The organism is Algoriphagus sp., assembly GCF_024642405.1.
Classification (GTDB): domain Bacteria; phylum Bacteroidota; class Bacteroidia; order Cytophagales; family Cyclobacteriaceae; genus Algoriphagus.
In genome coordinates this window covers 1-21,070 of the sequence record NZ_JAHEBC010000007.1, presented here as the reverse complement: position 1 = coordinate 21,070, position 21,070 = coordinate 1, and the positions used below count along the sequence as shown (strand labels likewise).

The window sequence follows — 21,070 nt, the reverse complement described above, 5'->3', positions numbered from 1 at the left end:
TTTATAGATCCTGAAGTTTATTGGTTTTTGATAATAAAAGATAATCGGCTATGACCAAGGCCGCCATTGCTTCCACAATCGGTACGGCTCTAGGTACTACGCAAGGGTCATGACGTCCTTTTCCTGATACTGTGATGGTTTCTCCTGCTTCATTCAAGGATTCCTGATCTTGCATGATAGTGGCTACAGGCTTAAAAGCTACATTAAAATAAATGTCTTCGCCATTTGAAATTCCTCCTTGGATCCCCCCAGAATAATTCGTTTTGGTTTTAACACGACCGCCTTCATTTACAAAGGTATCATTATGCTGAGAGCCTCTCATTTTAATACCTTCGAAACCACTTCCGTATTCAAATCCTTTTACTGCATTAATACTAAGCATTGCTTTTCCCAGTTCAGCATGTAATCTGTCAAAAACAGGTTCGCCTATACCAGCAGGAGTGTTTTTGATGACACAAGTCACTACTCCACCAATGGTATCTCGGTCGAGTCTAACTGAGTCAATCAACTGGATCATTTGTTCAGCCATTTCAGGATCAGGGCATCTTATAATATTTTTTTCAGCCAAGCTTAGATCCATTTCCTGATAGGGTTTAACTAATTTCAAATCTCCCACCTGGGTAACGAAAGCCTGAAGGGAAACCCCGTAATGATCCAAAAGTTGTTTTGCGATTGCTCCCGCTGCTACCCGAGCAGCTGTTTCTCTCGCACTACTTCTGCCTCCTCCACGATAATCTCTAATACCATATTTTTCGAAGTATGTGAAATCAGCATGAGAAGGTCGAAATTTATCTGATATATGAGAATAATCTTTACTTTTTTGATCTGCATTGCGGATGACTATTCCAATGGGAGTTCCAGTGCTCTTTCCCTCAAAAACTCCCGAAAGAATTTCAATAACATCTTCTTCTTTACGCTGTGTAGTGATTTTGGACTGCCCTGGCTTTCTGCGCTGCATTTCCAATCGGATTTTTTCTTCATCAATCGTTAATCCCGCTGGACATCCTTCTAATACTACACCTAAAGCTATCCCATGTGATTCCCCAAATGTTGAGATCTTGAATAGCTTTCCAAATGAATTACCCATTACTTCTTTCTTATGATCAAAACCGCCAACAAAATGACTGCTGCCAATAAAAGCAGATTGATTGCCGTGGTAAAATAGTATTTATATTGCTCGTTTAAAAACCGGTTATCCTCAATATCAATTCGATCATAAAGTCCTCCCAGTCTTTGGTTTGATAAAGCTTGATTGACTTTGCTCTCGCCGACTACATTTATTTTAGCTTGAGGGCGAAGTGTGTCGTAAACTTCTCTTGAAGGATCAAAATAAATCCATTCAAAGTAATCAGCCAAATCGATCTCTCCTGCTTCATTGATCGTAATGTAATAGTTGAATTCCTTTATTCCGGATACCCGCCCATAACCTCGGTTTATTTGCTGCCTGACATTAGGGTCATAGGTATTTATGTTTGCCTGAGAGATTCTTCTTGGAGGCTGTATGGCATTAATATTTCCAACTCCGCTAATGCCAAGATTATAATCAAATCCTTGGCCTGTCTCTACCTCTATGTCTTTGATGTTTTCACGTAACTGGTACTCTCCTACACTCACTTCATTTTTTAATGGGTGTGGAGGAAGCGGGTTGACTTTGATAGTTTTGGCACTGGAGTAGAAAGTCTTGAAATCTTCTTGCCTGTTTGCTCCAAAGAAGGTTGGATTTTTGGCAACCCGGTATTTAATCATTTCCCATGAGATCCTAGGTATTTCAATTTCTCCATCAGAAAACGGATAAAATGTAGCTTCGAATACTTTATATCTTGTCCATCGTTTTCCGTTAATAGTAACTTGCTCGGGTTCTATGTTTGTAATATTGTAGTTTTCTTCCCAAACATTGTTAGGTTTTACCTTTTTTAGAATTTCATCTAACTGTCTTCCAGGTTCATAAAACCGAAAAGGAGCTTGGTTGGCTTCTGACATATAAAAAGCCAGACTAAGGTTGAATCCTTCTCCCACATAAACATCTTCTTTGTCAACAGATAATGAGAAAAATGCGTCATCTTCCAATTCAACATATTCTGGCTCTTCTACAGGAGATCTCCCAAAAAAATCTGCAAAAGGATCTTGGACCCTTGAGGAGGATGAGCTGGTTTCATCTCCCACTTTAATGGTTTTTCCAGCGGAAGAATATGCATTTCCATTAATGAGTACATCGAATGAAGGTAGAGTATATTCTCCTTTTCTGGTAGGTTTGTAGTATTGGATAATACTATTTGAACTACTCATCTGCCCATTTATTAAATTCATGGAAGAAGACTGCGAAATTCCTTGTTTTTGAAAACTAGGAATTTCAGGGAACTGATCGTAGGACTTTATTTTGTCGTTAGATAATGTTACTTTAATCGTAAATGTTTCATTCAATCCAATTTCATCAGGACCCAGTTCTATCTGTACAGCCTGGCCATAAACATTACCAATAAATAGTAGTGCTATGAATACCAAAGTTGTTTGAAGGATCGTTTTAATCATGGTTGCGAAATTAGGGAATATTCTATTTTTAGTAACCCTTAATTAACGTAACATCTGAATAAATACTTTCGTACCTTAAATTAATTTCAGTTAATAAACCCTAAACTCTTTAAACTATGATAGAATATGTGAAGACCATTCTGCAAAAAGTTAGCTTCAGTGCCTATTTATTTGAACGAGAACTGAAGAAAGGTTTAAAACTTATTTTACCATCAGAATTTGAGGGATTTAGAGAATGGTGCTATGAAATGTTTGGTAAAATTCATCAAAGTACCCTCAATCGTTATTTCCAACCCGTTTAAAACTATAAAAACCCCGTTCCAATTAAGGTTCGGGGCTTTTTTTGGTTGGTGGTAATTTACAATTATTAATCTTTTATGTTGAAATCCGGATAAGCACTCATCGAGTGTTCGTTGATATCCAGCCCTTCAGTTTCTTCTTTTTCATCTACTCTGATCCCAATAGTTTTCTTTAAAGTATAGAAAACAATCCAGCTGAATGCCACGCAGAAAGCCCCAACTGATACAACTCCAATTAATTGTGATACAAATTGCCCTATTCCTGCCAAATCACCAAAGATACCAACAGCTAAAGTTCCCCAGATACCTCCTACAAGATGGACAGAAATTGCTCCAACAGGATCATCCACTTTGATTTTGTCAAAGAAAACTACTGCAAAAACAATTAGTCCTCCCCCAATAAATCCAATGATAGCAGATTCTCCAACCCCCATTTGATCAGCTCCTGCAGTAATTCCAACAAGTCCAGCCAAAATTCCATTGAGGACCATGGTGATATCGTAAGTCTTGAACTTTAAATAAGAGACAATCAAAGCTCCAAATGCACCGGCAGAGGCTGCTATACATGTAGTGACGAAAACTTTAGAAACTAATCCTGGATCGGCACTCAATACTGATCCGCCGTTAAACCCAAACCATCCAAACCAAAGAAGGAATACCCCTACTGTTGCCATGGGGATGTTATGCCCTGGGATCGCTTTCATTCCACTTTCCGTATATTTTCCAATTCTTGGGCCTAGTAAGAAAGCTCCTATTAGAGCTCCCCAGCCACCTACGGAATGTACAATCGTAGAGCCTGCAAAGTCATAAAAGGGAGTTTCAAGTGTATTTAGAAATCCACCTCCCCATTTCCACATTCCTACAATTGGGTAGCATATTGCAACATAGAGGATGGAGAAGAAGATAAAAGGTCCAAGTTTCACCCGCTCTGCTACTGCACCTGAAACGATAGTTGCAGCAGTGGCGGCAAACATTGCCTGAAAAATAAAATCTGTAAAGAAAGTATATCCTTCATTGTAATTGCTGGAATCCCAACCTTCTGGGAGGGGTAAGCCAAATCCAGCAAATCCAAAGAAGGATCCTGCAAAATCTGCACCTGGGTACATCAGGTTAAAACCGACAAAGGCGTAAGTCAGTAGGCCTATCGCAGGGATGATGGTGTTTTTAAATAAGATATTCACGGTGTTTTTTGCACGAGTCAAGCCAGCTTCTAAGCTTGCAAACCCAAGATGCATGATGAAAACCATTGTTGTGGCCACCATCATCCATAGGTTATTGACAGTAAATAATTCTTGCATAGGTTTGAGTGTTCTTTGAGTGAAAATGAAAATTATAGAGCGTTCTCGCCCATGTCTGTGTTTCGAATTCGATATGCTTCTAGCACATCGTAAACAAAGATTTTCCCATCGCCTATTTCACCTGTTTTGCCTTCGGCAAGGATACAATTGATCACAGGCTCTACAAGCTCCTCTACTGTAACAATTTCCAGCTTCGTTCTTGGGATGTAGGCAGGTTCATAGGCAACTCCACGATATGTCTGTTGACGAGCATGCTCTAAACCCATTCCTTTCACTTCATAAAAAGTGAGGAACTTAACTCCCAATGCAGCTATACAAGCATGTATTTGGTCAAATCGAGAAGTTCGAATAATAGCCTCTATTTTTTTCATTTTTTACAATAGATTTAGTGGTTTATTGAAATAATGGCATGAAGTTAATAGAAAAATTAAATCAAATTCTATTGCTGATTAAAATTATAACCACTAAAATCAAAAAAATCAGAATTTTATGGAATTGAGGGTCTAAATATACCTTTAAGGTGAAAATAAATATATTATAGTTTAAAAATTGGGTTTGATTAGAAACTCCAATAATGGAATTAGATTCTTTTTTTGGTTTGTCCCCTATCAATAAAAAATTATTTTTGCGATCAGATTATGATTAAACTATGAATAAGAAACCAACACTTTTAGTATTAGCTGCCGGAATGGGGAGTAGATATGGTGGGAATAAACAAATAGACGGTTTTGGACCCAGCGGAGAAACGATTTTAGAATATTCTATTTACGATGCGATTCAAGCAGGTTTCGGCAAAGTGGTATTTATCGTTAGAAAGGAAATACTTGAGGAAGCCAAAGAAATGTTCCTGCCAAAAATGGAGGGTAAAATTGAAGTTGACTTTGTAGTTCAATCTTTGGATAGCTTTGTTCCTGCTGAATTAAAGCAAGCAGATCGTAAAAAACCATTTGGTACGGCCCATGCAGTACTTTGTGCGAAAGATGCTATCAAAGAACCTTTTGCTGTGATCAATGCCGATGATTTTTATGGAAGAGAGGCATTTATGGAAGTAGGGAAATTTCTGACTACAGAGGTGAAGCCTGATTTGAATGCCATGGTAGGTTATGCCATCCAAAATGTGCTTTCTGAAAACGGAACAGTCAGTCGTGGTGTCTGTGCTACCAATACGAAAGGACATTTGATCGGGATGATTGAAAGAACTTCTATCGCCCGGGAAGGAAACAAGATTCTAAGCAGAGGGGAAAATGAAGTTCTGGAAATTGCAGAGGATACACCAGTCAGTATGAACTTCTGGGGTTTTCATCAAGACGTTTTCGTTGAGATTGAAAAGATGTGGAATGAATTTCTTCCAGCTAACCTTGAAAATCTTAAATCTGAATTTTATATCCCAACCGTAGCCAATAACCTGATTCAGTCTGGGAAATCTGCCTTTGAAATTTTAAAAGGAGGGAAAGTTTGGTTTGGAGTCACTTACACAGAAGATAAGCCTGTGGTGATCCAAGCGCTAAAACAATTACATGATGCCGGAGAATACCCGGTGAATTTGTGGAAATAGGATAAAGAGGCTTCGGCCTCTTTTTTTATTAAATCACTTTCCCTTTTTCAAGGTGAAAAAACGACACATCGGAATCTAGTTCTCCTAGTATCTTTTTCGACCGCTCCGGTCTCGCATCCGTCAAAAATATCTGCCCAAAGGTATGTTGAGAGATTAATTCCATCATTTTGGCGATTCTGAGATCATCTAATTTATCAAAAATATCATCCAATAATAAAATTGGTTTTTCGCCTTTCTTTTTTTCGAAAATTTTAAACTGAGCTAATTTCAATGAGATGATAAAAGACTTTTGCTGTCCCTGACTCCCGATTTTTCGAATAGGATGATCTCCAATCATAAAGCTGAAATCATCTTTATGAATTCCTGCATTGCTGTTTTTTGTGATCAGGTCTTTCTTTCGAAGGCTTTTGAAATAATCATGAAAATCTTCTCTTAAAGTTTCTGTGTTATAAACAATACTTACTTGCTCCTGTCCTTGGGAAATATCTGCATAATGACTTTGTAATAGTGGGGCAACTTCTTGGAGTAACTCATTTCTCCTTAACGAGAGACTGGCACTTAAGGCAATTAATTCCTCATCATAGCTGTCCAATAATGTAAAGTCTCTTCTTCCTGTTTCTGCAAATTTCTTTAAAAGCGCATTTCTTTGTTTTAAAAAATGATGATATCGGATGAGTTGATGTAGGTAATTTTTATCCAACTGGGACAAAAGCCCATCAAAAAACTTTCGCCTTCCTTCGCTACCTCCTTTGATCAGATCGGTATCATCCGGAGCAATCAAAACAACTGGAAGTAGTCCTACATGTTCAGAAGTTTTATCCAGCGCTTTTCCATTTTGATAGATCAGCTTTTTTTTACCAAGTTCCACGGTGCATCGGATTTCCAAAGGCTTTTGGGCAAGTTCAAATTGACCTTTGATCGCAAAAAAGTCTTTTTCATGCTGGACGTTTAAACTGTCGCTGGATTGTACGGCACTTTTTGTCAAAGAGAGGTAATGGATACCGTCCAGGATATTAGTCTTTCCACTTCCATTGAGTCCTACAATACAATTAATTTGTGGAGAAAAATCCAGCTTGTTCTTCTCATGATTTTTAAATTGTAAGAGCTCCAGAGACTTGAGGTACATGAGTTTGGGGAATTATTTCGGCGGCAGCCTGATTTTTAGGTCGGGATGATTATATTTGAGGCCTAAAATAGCATATTTTGATCATTACGATATGGCAAAGAAAACTGCAGCGACCAAGTCCAAAGTAAAATATTCGAAAGAAACCTATTCTTATTGGTATGAGAGCATGCTCTTAATGAGAAGGTTTGAGGAAAAAGCGGGACAACTTTACGGTCAACAAAAAATCAGAGGATTCTGTCATTTATATATTGGACAGGAAGCTTGTGCATCCGGAGCGATTTCAGCTTTGACTAAAGATGATAAGTGGATCACCGCTTATAGATGTCATGCCCATCCACTTGGACTGGGAACAGATCCTGGAGCAGTAATGGCAGAACTTTTCGGAAAAGCTACTGGAACTACTAAAGGAAAAGGTGGCTCCATGCACATTTTTGACAAAGAAAGAAATTTCATGGGAGGTCATGGAATCGTAGGTGCTCAAGTACCAATGGGCTTAGGTATTGGCTTCGCAGAAAAATATCAGGGAACTAAAAACCTTTGTATCACCTACATGGGAGACGGTGCAGTACGTCAAGGAGCCTTTCACGAGGCATTAAATTTGGCGATGCTCTACAAAACACCAGTAATTTTCGTGATCGAAAACAACGGTTATGCAATGGGTACTGCAGTGAAAAGATCTTCAAACGTTGATGATCTATCAACTCTTGGAGAATCTTACGACATGCCATCATTCGCAGTAGACGGAATGAATGTGGAAGCAGTTCACGAAGCGGTTTCTGAAGCAGCAGAAAGAGCGAGAAGAGGTGATGGTCCTACCTTACTTGAGATGAGGACTTACCGATATAAAGGTCACTCTATGTCTGATCCACAGAAATACAGGACCAAGGAGGAAGTTGAAGAGTATAAACAGCGAGATCCAGTAGAACAAGTTTTGTCTACCATCAAAGAGAATAAAATCTTGACTGAAGAAGAAATTTCTGAAATCGTGGATAGGGTAAAGAAAAAAGTGGCTGATGCAGTGAAATTTGCTGAAGAATCGCCTTGGCCTGATGGAATGGACGCTTTCAAGGATGTTTATGTTCAAGAAGACTATCCATTTGTGATGGAATAAATAGAAAAAAAGCATTGATCATAGAGCCATGAAGTTATAAATGCTTCATGGCTTTTTTATTTGGCTTTGTGTAATTCATAAAAAGCGTATATTTGCGGTCGAAATTTGAGTATCATGGCAACGAAACAATCTAAAAAAGTAAATCCTCACCATCAGACTGATATTCTGGAGAATCCTGAAGAAATAGCAGACAGATTATCCAGAGGTGAAGCTTTTTTAAAGAAGAACAGTAAAATATTAGCAGGGGTATTAGGGGCTGCAATCATATTGATAGGAGGTATCCTGTTTTTCCAAATCAATACCCAAAACCAAAACAAGGCTGCCCAAGCAGAAATGTTTCAGGCAGTTTATTATTATGAGCAAGATTCAGCAGAATTTGCGCTTAATGGAGACGGTATTAATTCAGGATTCTTATCCATTGTGGAAGAGTATCCAAGAACGGATGCTGCAAATTTGGCACATTTCTACATTGGATCCATTTATCTTTCCGAGAGAAAGTTTGAAGAAGCAATTACAGAATTAGAGCAATTTTCTTCCGATGATTATTTGATCCAAGGGCAAGCATATTCTTTGATAGGTGATGCTTATTTGGAATTAGGTAATAATGATCAAGCAATTTCTTACTTCAGTAAGGCGACTTCTTATGAGCCTAATAAATTCTTTACTCCTAAGTATTTGGCAAAATTGGCGATTGCATATGAAGAAGCTGGTCAGATTCAGAATGCAATAGAGGCTTATGGAGAGATCGAAGAAAAATACTTTGAATCTTATGAGTTTTCTGCAGCACGAAAACACAAGGCGCGCCTAGAAGGTCTTGCCGCTCAATAATGCTGCTCTAAAAAGCATACTAAAGAGAAGAGTAAGGCCAAAAGTCTTACTCTTTTTTTGTCTATACCTTTTAAAAATTTGAGATTATGGCAACTTCCTTAAAAAGCCTAAGTGATCATTCGTCTAAAAATTTAACAGATATCAGTTCCAAAACTTTTGGAATCATAGTTTCGGAATGGAATGAAGAAGTGACAGAAGCACTATATTCAGGTGCTTTGCAAACCTTGCTACAGCATGGAGCAAAAAAAGAAAATATCATCCGAAAGAATGTTCCTGGATCTTTTGAACTCTCGCTTGCGGCTCAGTGGCTCGCACAAGAGGAAAGCATCGATGCAGTGATCTGTCTGGGATGCGTGATCCAGGGCGAAACAAAGCATTTCGATTTTATCTGCGACGCAGTGGCACATGGCATTACCAATGTCAGCCTGAAATATAACAAACCGGTGATTTTTGGAGTTTTGACTCCCAATACGCAGCAGCAGGCTTTGGACCGTGCAGGTGGAAAACATGGCAATAAAGGCGATGAAGCTGCAATTACAGCAGTAAAAATGCTGGGATTCTAAATACGCTAACAAACCTATACAATTTACCCTACATGAAAATCATGAAATTCGGAGGGACCTCCGTAGGTCGACCCGAGCGAATGCATCAGGTGAAAGACTTGATCACCAGAGGTGATGAACCTACGATTGTTGTTCTTTCTGCTCTCTCAGGCACCACTAATGCCCTGGTAGGTATCGGGGAAGCGTTGGCAGCCGCTGATAAAATCCTTGCCAAGGAAAGAATTGATACGCTACATGCACATTATTTAGTTTTCTACAAAGAATTGCTGAAGACAGAAGAAGCGCGGGTCAAAGCCGAAGAGATTATCAAAGAGCATTTTGAGTTTTTGAATATCCTATTGAAGATTTCTTTCAATGAAGCGATCAACAGAGATATCTTGGCTCAGGGAGAATTACTTTCTACCAAGCTATTTTATACGCTTTTGGAAGAATTGAATATTCCGGCAGTATTTCTACCGGCTCTAGATTTTATGAGTATTGATGAAAACTCAGAACCGGAATTGGGAAAAATTTCTGAAAAACTCAAAGCAATTTTAGCAGAATATCCAGGAGAAAGGATTTTTGTGACGCAGGGATATATCTGTAAAAATCACCGAAATGAAGTCGATAACCTAAAGCGTGGAGGAAGCGATTACACCGCATCTTTGGTTGCAGCAGCCATCCAGGCTTCTGCCTGCGAAATCTGGACAGATATCGATGGAATGCATAACAATGATCCAAGAATCGTTGAAAAAACCAGACCAATTGCAGTTATGTCATTTGATGAAGCGGCTGAATTGGCTTATTTCGGAGCAAAAATCCTTCATCCAGCCTCTATCTGGCCAGCCCAATTGTATAATGTGCCTGTGAAATTGCTGAATACCATGCAGCCTGAAGCTCACGGAACATTGATCAAAGCTGAAGTGGATGCGATTGGAGTGAAAGCGATTGCTGCAAAAGATGGAATTACGGCGATTAAAATCAAGTCTAGCCGGATGCTCTTGGCCTATGGTTTCTTACGCAGAGTTTTCGAAATTTTCGAAAAATACAAAACTCCGATTGACATGATCACCACTTCGGAGGTGGCTGTCTCCGTGACAATAGATGATTTGAGCCATTTGGATCAAATTGTAGCTGAATTAGAAACGCTAGGTTCTGTAGAAGTAGATAATAATCAAGCAATTGTTTGTATCGTTGGAAATCAGATTTCGGAAACTAAAGGAGTGATTAAAGCTGTGATGGATTCTTTGGAAGATATTCCTGTGCGAATGGTTTCTTATGGAGGCAGCAGACATAATGTTTCCCTACTCGTGGATGCCACTTATAAGAATGAAGCATTGCAAAAATTAAATACAGGAGTTTTTTCCTGGTAAAATTAAGAGCCGGTACATTACCGGCTCTTTTATTTAGAATCATTGTAACTACTTTTGTGAATGTCAAAACCAAAAGACAGACCTGATTTCCTTCATAGACTCCAAACCAAATGGCAATTGAAGAGTATTTTTCAAGTGATTATGGTTTTGTTGGTTTTTGCCTGTACAGGCTTTACCATCCTTTTCATCAAAGCACCGATACTGGACTTTTTTGGTGTGGAAAAAGGAGGGTTTTGGAATACCTTGCTCTATCTTTTATTAGTTCTGCCACTTTATCAGATTTTCCTTTTGGTTTATGGTTTTTTGTTCGGACAGTTTAATTTCTTCTGGGAAAAAGAGAAGCAGATTTTCAGAAGAATTGGAGGAATGTTTTCCAAGAAAAAATAAAGGAACTGAAAGAAGTTTGTTGAGTGAATCGCCAATCAATTTTTTTGAATTTAGATTTACTATTTAAAACACCTATTCACGCACTTAACTTTTCAATTCGGCAAATTCTTGATAATAAGGGTTGAGGTGCAGTAAAGCTACGTAAATCCAAAATCGTACTTCGTCAATTAACTGATTCTGCTCCAATTCACAGCAGTTTTCTTCTGCTGCTTCACTTGTCGAAGAACAGGTGCATTTTCAGATAAACTTAGTGTAGGGTCCTGAGCCAATAGTTGCTGTGCGGCATCTCTTGCCAAAGTCAAAATCGGAGCGTCTTTACTTAAATCTGCTATCAGCAAATCCGTGACACCACTTTGTTGGGTTCCCATCAAATCACCTGGTCCGCGTAGCTTCAAATCCACATCGGCGATTTCAAAGCCATCATTTGTTCGGACCATGGTTTCCAATCTTACTCTCCCTTCTTTGGATAGCTCGTATTTGCTCATCAGAATGCAGTAGCTTTGTTCTGCTCCCCTTCCAACTCTTCCTCGAAGCTGGTGCAATTGTGATAAACCAAATCGTTCTGCATTTTCGATGACCATTACGGAAGCATTTGGGACGTTCACACCTACTTCAATAACTGTAGTGGCTACCATGATTTTGGTCTCTCCTTTTACAAAGCGTTGCATTTCATAGTCTTTGGCATCTGCTTTCATGGAGCCATTCACTATACTGATCGGGTAATTGGGAAATGCTCTGGAAATGCTTTCAAATCCATCCATGACATTTTTTAAATCCAATGTTTCTGACTCTTCGATCAAAGGATAAACAATGTATACCTGTCTTCCTTTTTTGATTTCTTCATTAATAAAACCAAAGACTTTCAAGCGGTCTTTATCATATCTATGGACTGTTTGAATAGGCTTTCTGCCCGCTGGTAATTCATCGATTACCGAGACATCCAGATCACCATAAAGCGTCATGGCCAAAGTTCTGGGAATTGGAGTAGCTGTCATCACCAAAACATGCGGGATGAATTCTTCATTTTTAGCCCACAACTTTGCCCGCTGCGCTACACCAAATCGGTGCTGCTCGTCTACAATTGCCAAACCTAGGTTTTGGAACTGAACCACATCTTCCAAAAGGGCATGTGTTCCAATCAGAATTTTCAGTTCCCCGGAAAGTAGCTTTTCATGGATGACTTTCCGTTTGGATTTTTTGACCGATCCTGTGAGAATTTCAATTTCCAAATCCATCATGTCTGCATATTCCTTTAGCCCTTCGTAATGCTGATTGGCCAAAATCTCAGTTGGTGCCATCAGGCAAGCTTGTGCTCCAGAACTGATCGCAATCAGCATGCAAATAAAAGCAACCATGGTTTTTCCGCTCCCCACATCCCCTTGGATCAGGCGATTCATCTGCTTCCCTGATTTCATATCGGCAAAAGCTTCCCGAATCACTCGTTTTTGGGCATTTGTAAGTTCGAAGGGAATGTGATCATTATAAAACTCCGTGAGCAATTCTGTATTTCCTAAAGCCTGTCCTTTGAATTTTTCAGTACGAGTTAATTTTAACATTAAAAGCCTCAGCTGAAGGAAAAAAAATTCCTCAAACTTAAGTCGTTTACGGGCTCTATGAAGCAAGTCAGGATTTGATGGAAAGTGAATCTGTTTGATTGCCTCTTTTTTGTCAATAAGCTGATATTGATGAAGGATTTCAGCTGGCATGGTTTCGTAAATATGTGGAAAACATACCTGAACCAGCACTTCCATAATCTTGGAGACACCCCTTGAATCTAGAAATCTGCCGCGTAATTTTTCTGTGGTAGAATAAACCGGCTGGAAATTATTCCTTTGTTCATTGGCTGCACTTAGGGGCTCCATTTCCGGATGAGCGATACTCCATTTGCTTCCGTAGCGGGCAGGTTTTCCGAAGAAAATATAAACTGCACCAGCTGGAAGTTTTTTCTGAACCCACTGAATCCCCTTAAACCAGGTCATTTCCATTTCCCCCGTCTCATCCGCAACATGGGCTACCAGCCTTCGTTTATTTCCAACTCCAATGAGTTCGACTTTTCGGATTTTGGCAACAATCTGAACATTTTCAAGCTCAGGGCTCAGTTCTCGAATTTTAAAAAATCGGGTTCGGTCTTCGTATCTAAAGGGATAATGCTGGATCAGTTCTCCATAGGTGAAAATATTTAATTCCTTATTAAGGAGTGCCGCTCGTTGAGGGCCAACTCCTTTCAGGAATTCTATTTTCGTATCAAAAATGCCAGACAAAGGAAACTAGGTTAGATGGCAAGCAAATTAAAGCCAGACAAATCAATTGCCAACTGAAATGACAGGAAATGTCTTGATCAATCCGTCAATCCAGTAATTTTATACCACAATTCTTTTAGCTGAGGTGCCAATCTTTGCTGACTTCTTAAAAAGATCATCTGGTTTTTTGCTCTATGGAAGTTTTGCTCAGGGTATTGAACTTTGTAATAAATATTTCCCTGAAGATGATCTGTGAAAAAGCGGAGTCCCATGATGCAAGTCATAACTTCCCCTGCAATCAATAAGGATTTTGCTTCATCTTCCGTGGCTATTTCTGAAATTCCTTCCCAATACCCTTCTAGTAATTTTTGAAAAATTTCAGGCTTCAGTTCAAGGTTTTCCCAATTTCGGCTTGTTTCCAACTCAGTACAAGCTACCGTTCTCACCAAATCCCCAAAATCGTATAGCAATAATCCTCCCATCAATGTATCCAAATCAATTACAGCGGCTACTTTTTCTAAATCCTCAGTAAATATCAGGTTATTGATTTTGGTGTCGTTGTGCGTGATTCTTTGCGGGCATTTAGATAAGAAATCTAAATATTTCTCCACCAAAGGCTTTTGGGAAAGGTAAAAATTCAAGATCTCTAACTCCTCGTGTTTTAGATTTTTAGAAGTTTGGGCAGCTTTTTCCAAATTCTCAAATCTCCAATCCAATCGATGGAAATTCGGGATGGATTCCTGCATTAATGATGCATCAATCTCTTTACTCCAACTCGCAAAACCTCCATATGCTTTTGCTGCTAGATAGGCTTGTTCTGAATTTTGGATTTGCTGAAGAGTTTCTCCCTTTACAAAATCAAATAATCTAAAAAGCTTGCCATCAAACTTGGTCAATGAATCATTTAGTGTATTTAGTATTGGCAAAGGCAAAGCAAAGGGTAACTCAGAAACATCACCTTTCTCTCCCAGTACCTGTTGATTATGGGCAATTCTCTCTGGATATTTAAAAACAGAATTGTTGAATTCCTGTAAAATGTATTTCGAATCAGAAGTCTGGATTAGGTAAGTTCCATGAATCAGCCCCGATCCAAAAGTCTGAAATTCAAATTTTTTTTCCTTTAAAAAATCATACTGACCTATTATAGATGAGATCTGCTCTTCTTTCATCCTGCAAAGCTAATTCATCTTCAAAAATTAAAAAGGTGGAAACAAAAAAAGCCGACCATTTGGCCAGCTTCTTTAAATTTTCCTTTTTTTAGTTTTGATAGACAGTTATTCTTCCATCTCCTTCAGAACTTACAATAAATAGCGGTTTTCCATTTGGGCTTTCTTCGGCTGAAATAAATAAAAGGCCTTCTGGTGCATCATGACCCTCATTTCCTATTCCAGACTTTCCATCTAAAACCTGAAGAAATTTAAGACCAGCTGCACCATTCAACTCATAAACCATAATAGCATCAGATCTTTCTAAACCAATAAATACAATTGTTTTTCCTCTTACCTCACCAACTTCCACTCCTTCGGGCTCTACTCCTTTGTTATCACTTCTTCCATCATCATATAGACTTGGGTTTGCTGAGATCAAATCACTTTCCAATTTATTGTAGTCTCTTACCAATTTACCATTGCTTCCATTCCAAATAGAAAATGATCTTCCTCCAATTCCATAAAGAATATCAAAGTCACCATCATTGTCTATATCACCTTTTGAAGTAGTGATTGTATATCTACCTAGATTTTCATCTTCCTGAAGCAAAGCTCCGTCCGGAAATGCCGTTGGGTCAAGGGCTATGTCTTTCACACGCCCTTCTTCTCCGTATCCGTCATAATCTCTTGTGTCTCCTTCGTTAGCTGTGATTAAGAAATTGTTATTTCCCACCTGGAATGATTCAATCGCATCTGGCATGTAATAAGCTAAAAGTGGCCAGTTTTGAAAATTTCCTGCTACACCATCCCGATCACTGACATCAATTTCGTTTCCGGATATCATATGGTTCTTTAATCCCATCGGGAAAATGTCAGTGATGACTTTATTATTCAAATCTACTTTAGCTATTCCGTTATTTTCCTGCAAGGTTACCCACGCAAAATCTGAAGAGGCATCGATTGTCACATATTCGGGTTCAATATCTTGTGAAAAGCTAGCATTTGGGCCAAAGATTCTAAATCCATTAGCCTCCAACTTGTTTCTTTGATTTTCAAAGGAAGCGAAATTCAAAGTAGTCACTTGATAATCCATCTGAGTATCAATAATAGAAATGGTTCCTTCTGGATCAATGTCATAATCATCATTTGGTTCACCTTCATTTGCAGACACGATATAGCGGCCATCTGGACTGAAGGTAACCATGTCGGGAAGTGCTCCAACGGTGATATTTTCTATTGGAGAGCCTAAATTACTAGTTTCAAAAACCACAATTGCTCCTGGGTCAGTTTTAGTATTTGCCTGAATTGCTATCGCTAATTTTCCGTTTTTAACAGCCACAGAATTTACTCCACCTCCAAAAATAGCGATATCTATAGGGGTTAAAATTAGAGGGGTACTAGGCTCAGAAAAATCTACGACATCTACTTGAGAAAGCCCATCACTGTTGTTCACTACAAATAAAGTTTTTGTCATGGGGTCAAAAGCAGTGATTTCAGCAGCAGCTTCCCCACCGATCTTGATACTGCTGATTTCATCAAAAGTAAAATTTACTGGTCCAGGTGATGAGATCCTTTCCTGACAACTGAAAGCCAAAACTCCCATTAAAAATACGAGGTAAATCTTTTTCATTTCTTTTCAAGGTTTATGTGAAATTTATTAAGTCAAATTACCTCCTTGAATCGAGTTGAACTGGTTAAATTGGGTTATGATTTTTTTATTAAAATGTGAATAAACCTGCGATTAGGTCATGGAAAATTAGTTTTGAATTAATCTTAAAAAATTAAATATGTACATAATTCAAACTGATAATCTTTTATTTTCCCATTTGATCTACTGAATTTTTTCTTTTTACCGCTAAATCATGCCAATATTATATTCAGATTAAAAAAATTAAATACATTAGTGAAAAATATTAATTAAGTTCTTTTCATTTATAAAAAAAATGAGAAAAACTACGTCTAAAAACCCATTGTTATGAATGTAACCTCCTTAGATTGGGGCATCATTGCCGCCTTCTTTGTTATTTCTCTTTTGATTGGTCTTTTTACAGCAAAAAAAGCAGGAAGCTCTGCAAAAGAATTCTTCCTTTCAGGTAGGAATATGCCTTGGTGGCTTTTAGGAGTTTCTATGGTGGCCACGACCTTTTCTGCGGATACGCCAAATTTGGTGACGGATATTGTTAGGAAAAACGGGGTAGCAGGAAACTGGGCCTGGTGGGCCTTCTTGCTCACTGGGATGCTGACAGTTTTTGTTTATGCAAAGCTCTGGAGAAGATCTGAAGTAACGACTGACCTTGAATTCTATGAATTAAGATACTCTGGTAAAGGTGCAGCTTTCTTAAGAGCTTTTAGAGCATTGTATTTAGGCGTGTTTTTTAATGTGGTGATTATGGCCACGGTTTCTCTCGCTGCAATTAAAATAGGTGGGGTCATGCTTGGACTAAGTCCAATTCAAACTCTTTTGATTGCATCGATTGTAACAGTAGTGTATAGTTCTCTAGGTGGATTGAAAGGGGTTTTATTGACAGACTTCTTCCAGTTCTTTATTGCGATGATCGGTTCCTTTGGGGCAGCTTATTTCATTTTGGATTTACCGGAAATAGGCTCTCTCAATAACTTATTGGCTCACGAAAATGTGGCTGATAAGCTTGATTTCCTTCCAGATTTCACGGACCCAAATGTTTACATCCCTTTGTTTATCATGCCTATCGCCATCCAATGGTGGGCAACTTGGTATCCAGGTGCTGAGCCAGGAGGTGGTGGTTATATCGCCCAGAGAATGCTTTCTGCCAAGGATGAGAAAAATGCAATGGGGGCTACTTTGTTTTTCAATATTGCCCATTATGCCATGAGACCTTGGCCTTGGATTTTGATTGCTTTGTCTTCTTTAGTCATTTTCCCTAATATCTCTGATTTGCAAGCTGCTTTCCCCAATATCCCTGTTGATAAATTAGGGGATGATTTGGCATATTCTGCCATGCTTACCTACTTACCAACTGGTTTGATAGGGATAGTTTTAGCGTCATTGATAGCAGCAGTTATGTCAACTCTCTCGACTCATCTAAACTGGGGTTCCTCCTATATTGTAAATGACTTTTATTTGAGATTCTTGAAGCCTGAGGCTACAGATAAAGAATTGGTAGCAGTAGGTAGAATCTCTACTGTAACTTTAATGGCACTTTCAGCTGTCTTGGCTTTGGCATTATCTTCTGCTTTAGATGCCTTTAATATCTTGCTGCAAATTGGAGCAGGAACGGGCTTGATCTTTATCTTGAGATGGTTTTGGTGGAGAATTAATGCTTATACCGAGATCTCTGCAATGGCTATTTCCTTTGTAGTTGCTATTTTCTTTGAGGTAATTAACCCAAAAGTAAATTGGATCTTGATTCCAGAAAATCAGGCTTATTTGAAACTAGTTTATAGTGTCAGCATTACCACCATCGGTTGGTTGGTAGTGACCTTCATTACTCAGCCAGAAAGGGATGAAGTTTTACTTTCATTCTACAGAAAAGTCACTCCAGCTGCATATGGTTGGAAAAAAGTTTTAGATAGATACCCTGCTGAAAAACAAGTGATGGGTCAATTGCCAAAAGAAATTTTGATGATGGTCATCGGGGCGGTGATGATTTATGCAGCTTTGTTCTCTACCGGATTCTTTATTTATGGGGAAATATTGAATGGAATTGTTGCAGGTGTGATCGCAATTGCCGGAGGAATCGTTATCATTCGAACCTGGAAGAACATGAATTAATTATCTTGAAATTTGACGGAATTCATCAGGTGGGCCATGTCCACCTTGATGTATTCTATCACGGGAGCAAGTGAGTCATTTTTCATTGCCGTATTAAAGTATAAAGCTCCTCTAAGAAAATTTTTTGTAGAATCAGTCACAAAAAACTGGAATTGAGTTGGTACCTCACCTGTCAATTCCGCTATAACACCAGTGTAGCCCTCTGGCGTCAATGCGACAGATTCCTGAATTCCATATGCCTTGATCTGATGTTTTGCGGTCAGTTGAAATGCATCGCTTGAAAGCTTTTGGAAGCTAACCCCATTCCCAATTTCCTTATAGGTCAAATGCACCTTTGCGCCAAAGTCAACATAATGGAGGTTGATCCAGTCCTCTTCTTGTACATTAAAAGAATCCGCTTCCACTTGACTAAATTTTGAATATTCCAATTGATACGGATACCCCTCTGTCAATTGATTGAACTGATGTGAAGGAAGATCGATCCGGTTATATCCAGGGGGTTTTGGCAGATAGTTTTCTCCACAAGCCATAAAACCTAATACTACAGGTATACACCAAATTAATTTTCGCATAGTTTAAAATTAGGCAATAGGTTTGAAATGATAGGAGAATAGATGAAATTTAACAAAAGAACCAAATCCAAAAATCTATGAAAAATAAATTAAGAGTACTTTATATGGCATTTTTCGCCTTATTATTGATGACGAATTTCTCGGTGGTTCAGGCTCAAACCAACATGGATGAGTATATGGCCAAGTGGGATAACACTAAAAAGTATACACTTGATATCTTAGCTAAAATGCCGGATTCAGGTATGGATTACAAAACAGATCCAGCAGCGATGTCTTTTAAAGAGCAAATCCACCACGTTGGAAATGCAATTGTAGGTATTTCACAGGGATTTCTTAAAGGAACAGATCCAGGATTTGAAATCAACCTTGAATCAGCCAGTAGAGCCCAATTAGCTGAATATGTTGGTAAATGCTTTGATTATGGAAAGAAAACTATCGCTGCTTTATCTTCAGCTGATGCAGGTGAAAAAATAGAGGTTTTTGGAAACACTGTATCAAGAAGACAGGTTGCCGCTTTATTAATGGATCATACTTCCCATCACAACGGATCTGCTGTTGCTTACATAAGAGTTCAAGGAGCTGAACCTCCAGCTTATGTTGGTTTCTAATCCATTAAAAAGGCCGATCATTTGATCGGCCTTTTCTATGAATTATGATATCTACCATGAATAGTTGAATTCATTAATTCCGTGAACAACACAATTTTTTGGTGAGCATGTCAAGATTTAAACTTGAATAATAAAAATTAGAACAGAGCCAAACTACTTTACCTAATTAAGACCAACGATTTGATCGGACATTTGAGTTAATTTTCTAAAAATCATAAGGAATGTAAAATTCATTCCCTCCATTAACAACTCCATTTTTGGTGAGCATGTTTTTGTAGATATTTTTATCAAAATTTATAAAAAAATTTCTTCTATAAAAAGAAATTTGGACCAGTAACAATTCTTTAAGTGGGTATCCCAAATAACTTTCGAATTCATCCAAATTGTTAATATTTAATTCTTTGAACATTTTCTCAAATGCTTTATCTGTTGGCGCATGAAGTGAATAAAAACCACTTTTCTCTATCTCTTTAAAAAGGTCAGTTCTTTCCAAGGCTTCGAGTAAATAAGTAAATTCAGGCGTTTCAGCAGAAGAATGCCGCTCTAATAATTGTTTTAAAGTTAAGGAAGGGGGGATTAATACATAGTCTATCGTGTGGATATAGCCATTATTTGCAAGGGTATTTCTTCCAATTAATTTTGCATTCCCATTGATATAGGTAGATTCGTAATTATAGAAACGCACGAAAATGGATTCACCTGTCTGAGTGATAATATCTTTTTCAAAAAAATCGTATGCTTCTACTTTAGTAGGCAACAAATGATACAAAATGGTATCAGATAATTCGGGAGTCTTTAGGAACTCTTCAAAAGTGATCTTGTTGGAAATGAAAAAGGACTCAAATGCTTGATTTGTTGGGGCCAATAAAGTGAAATCCCCATTTTCATCCAACATTTCTGTCATTTCAATTTTTTCAAGGAAAGTGACTAAAGTAGAAAATTGTGAGTCATTGGAAATTAATTCAAATATTGATTTTTCTTCTATTATATTGTCTTTTTCATCTTCAACGCATGAAGAAAATAAGGTTGCAATCAGTAGAATTTTTAAAATAGTTATGAATCTCTCGAAGTAATTTTCAGAACAGCACATAATTGAAAAATTTAAGAGTGAAAGTTGTACTTTATAAAAACAAATGAAGTTCAAGAAAATAATTTTTATTTCAAAAAATTTTGGTTTAAATAATTGAAAATCAATACTTAGTGATTGCAGTTTTTATTAATGGGAACCTGAATTCATATTTCTGAAACAATAAAGGCCGATCATTTGATCGGCCTTTATTTTTATTCTGTAATCCAAGCTACTTTTTCTTCCAGAGAATCCCTCTTGCCCATTGGCCAATTTTCTGTTGCAGGTTTAGCAACGTAAAAGAAACCCATCAACATATCTTCTCCTTCTAATCCAAAATCTTCTCTAGCTTCCTGCCAAAAAGTAGGTCCACCTGTTCCCCAGTATCCAGCCAATCCATGTGCTGAAACAGTCAGATACATATTTTGAACAGCCATTGCTACGGAAGAAATTTCTTCCATCAATGGAATTCCTTCTGATCGCTTCATCAAGATTGCAATCACATGCGATGCTTTCTGAGGGTTGTTCAGGAATTTGTCATAAGTAGCTTCAATAAATGGGGTTCCATTCTTTTCGGCTCTCATCTTATACATATCCGCTTGATATTTCCCAAAAGTTTTTAAGCCTTCTCCCTTGT

General features: G+C 38.1%; 19 protein-coding genes. 8 read left to right on the top strand and 11 right to left on the bottom strand.

Features of this window, described 5'->3' with window-relative positions; genetic code table 11:
- Position 1: 1 nt before the first annotated feature.
- The 4 genes from aroC to Q0L68_RS01245 form a co-directional block, all read right to left on the bottom strand.
- On the bottom strand, positions 2-1,087 hold the full coding sequence (gene aroC, locus Q0L68_RS01265) for a chorismate synthase (protein WP_296698282.1): 1,086 nt from the start codon (positions 1,085-1,087) through the stop codon (positions 2-4).
- Complete coding sequence (locus Q0L68_RS01260; RefSeq protein WP_296698279.1) at positions 1,087-2,529, bottom strand: BatD family protein; 1,443 nt, start codon at positions 2,527-2,529, stop codon at positions 1,087-1,089. Before Q0L68_RS01260 ends, aroC begins: the two co-directional genes overlap by 1 nt.
- Before the next feature lie 367 nt (positions 2,530-2,896).
- The gene (gene amt, locus Q0L68_RS01250) at positions 2,897-4,126 is read right to left on the bottom strand and encodes an ammonium transporter (protein WP_296698274.1); all 1,230 of its coding nucleotides are present in this window, start codon (positions 4,124-4,126) and stop codon (positions 2,897-2,899) included.
- Between the two features lie 32 nt (positions 4,127-4,158).
- On the bottom strand, positions 4,159-4,497 hold the full coding sequence (locus tag Q0L68_RS01245) for a P-II family nitrogen regulator (RefSeq protein WP_296698273.1): 339 nt from the start codon (positions 4,495-4,497) through the stop codon (positions 4,159-4,161).
- A gap of 278 nt (positions 4,498-4,775) precedes the next feature.
- Between Q0L68_RS01245 and Q0L68_RS01240 the strand changes: the two genes are divergently transcribed.
- Positions 4,776-5,681, top strand: a complete 906-nt coding sequence (locus Q0L68_RS01240; protein WP_296698270.1) for a sugar phosphate nucleotidyltransferase — start codon at positions 4,776-4,778, stop codon at positions 5,679-5,681.
- Positions 5,682-5,709: 28 nt separating this feature from the next.
- Here the strand turns inward: Q0L68_RS01240 and Q0L68_RS01235 are convergent, their stop codons facing one another.
- A complete protein-coding gene (locus Q0L68_RS01235; protein ID WP_296698268.1) occupies positions 5,710-6,807 on the bottom strand; it encodes a DNA replication/repair protein RecF in 1,098 nt (365 codons plus the stop codon).
- Between the two features lie 91 nt (positions 6,808-6,898).
- Here Q0L68_RS01235 and pdhA point away from each other — a divergent pair, with 91 nt between their 5' ends.
- From pdhA to Q0L68_RS01210, 5 genes are all read left to right on the top strand, one after another.
- Positions 6,899-7,918 (top strand): pyruvate dehydrogenase (acetyl-transferring) E1 component subunit alpha, encoded by a 1,020-nt coding sequence (gene pdhA, locus Q0L68_RS01230; protein WP_296698266.1) that lies wholly within the window; start codon positions 6,899-6,901, stop codon positions 7,916-7,918.
- Positions 7,919-8,032: 114 nt separating this feature from the next.
- Positions 8,033-8,746, top strand: coding sequence for a tetratricopeptide repeat protein (locus Q0L68_RS01225; RefSeq protein ID WP_296698263.1), 714 nt, complete (start codon positions 8,033-8,035; stop codon positions 8,744-8,746).
- An 86-nt stretch (positions 8,747-8,832) separates the two neighbouring features.
- A complete protein-coding gene (ribH, locus tag Q0L68_RS01220; protein WP_296698260.1) occupies positions 8,833-9,309 on the top strand; it encodes a 6,7-dimethyl-8-ribityllumazine synthase in 477 nt (158 codons plus the stop codon).
- 32 nt (positions 9,310-9,341) lie between these two features.
- Complete coding sequence (locus tag Q0L68_RS01215) at positions 9,342-10,661, top strand: aspartate kinase (protein WP_296698257.1); 1,320 nt, start codon at positions 9,342-9,344, stop codon at positions 10,659-10,661.
- Between the two features lie 60 nt (positions 10,662-10,721).
- Positions 10,722-11,048 carry a DUF6787 family protein gene (locus Q0L68_RS01210; RefSeq protein WP_296698255.1) on the top strand — a complete coding sequence of 109 codons (327 nt, stop codon included), beginning with the start codon at positions 10,722-10,724 and terminating at the stop codon, positions 11,046-11,048.
- A gap of 167 nt (positions 11,049-11,215) precedes the next feature.
- Here Q0L68_RS01210 and recG read toward each other — a convergent pair whose 3' ends face one another.
- The 3 genes from recG to Q0L68_RS01195 form a co-directional block, all read right to left on the bottom strand.
- The gene (gene recG / locus Q0L68_RS01205; protein WP_296698252.1) at positions 11,216-13,309 is read right to left on the bottom strand and encodes an ATP-dependent DNA helicase RecG; all 2,094 of its coding nucleotides are present in this window, start codon (positions 13,307-13,309) and stop codon (positions 11,216-11,218) included.
- A gap of 77 nt (positions 13,310-13,386) precedes the next feature.
- Complete coding sequence (locus tag Q0L68_RS01200) at positions 13,387-14,457, bottom strand: aminoglycoside phosphotransferase family protein (protein WP_296698251.1); 1,071 nt, start codon at positions 14,455-14,457, stop codon at positions 13,387-13,389.
- Between the two features lie 88 nt (positions 14,458-14,545).
- On the bottom strand, positions 14,546-16,066 hold the full coding sequence (locus Q0L68_RS01195; RefSeq protein WP_296698248.1) for a choice-of-anchor I family protein: 1,521 nt from the start codon (positions 16,064-16,066) through the stop codon (positions 14,546-14,548).
- 345 nt (positions 16,067-16,411) lie between these two features.
- Between Q0L68_RS01195 and Q0L68_RS01190 the strand changes: the two genes are divergently transcribed.
- Positions 16,412-18,187 (top strand): sodium:solute symporter family protein, encoded by a 1,776-nt coding sequence (locus tag Q0L68_RS01190; RefSeq protein WP_296698246.1) that lies wholly within the window; start codon positions 16,412-16,414, stop codon positions 18,185-18,187.
- Here Q0L68_RS01190 and Q0L68_RS01185 read toward each other — a convergent pair.
- On the bottom strand, positions 18,184-18,759 hold the full coding sequence (locus tag Q0L68_RS01185) for a gliding motility lipoprotein GldD (RefSeq protein ID WP_296698243.1): 576 nt from the start codon (positions 18,757-18,759) through the stop codon (positions 18,184-18,186). The genes Q0L68_RS01190 and Q0L68_RS01185 overlap by 4 nt on opposite strands.
- A gap of 77 nt (positions 18,760-18,836) precedes the next feature.
- Here Q0L68_RS01185 and Q0L68_RS01180 point away from each other — a divergent pair, with 77 nt between their 5' ends.
- Positions 18,837-19,367, top strand: a complete 531-nt coding sequence (locus Q0L68_RS01180) for a DinB family protein (protein WP_296698240.1) — start codon at positions 18,837-18,839, stop codon at positions 19,365-19,367.
- A gap of 205 nt (positions 19,368-19,572) precedes the next feature.
- Here the strand turns inward: Q0L68_RS01180 and Q0L68_RS01175 are convergent, their stop codons facing one another.
- Both Q0L68_RS01175 and Q0L68_RS01170 read right to left on the bottom strand, forming a co-directional pair.
- A complete protein-coding gene (locus Q0L68_RS01175; RefSeq protein ID WP_296698238.1) occupies positions 19,573-20,457 on the bottom strand; it encodes a fasciclin domain-containing protein in 885 nt (294 codons plus the stop codon).
- Between the two features lie 191 nt (positions 20,458-20,648).
- On the bottom strand, positions 20,649-21,070 hold a 422-nt coding region (locus Q0L68_RS01170), incomplete at its 5' end, for a nitroreductase (protein WP_296698234.1).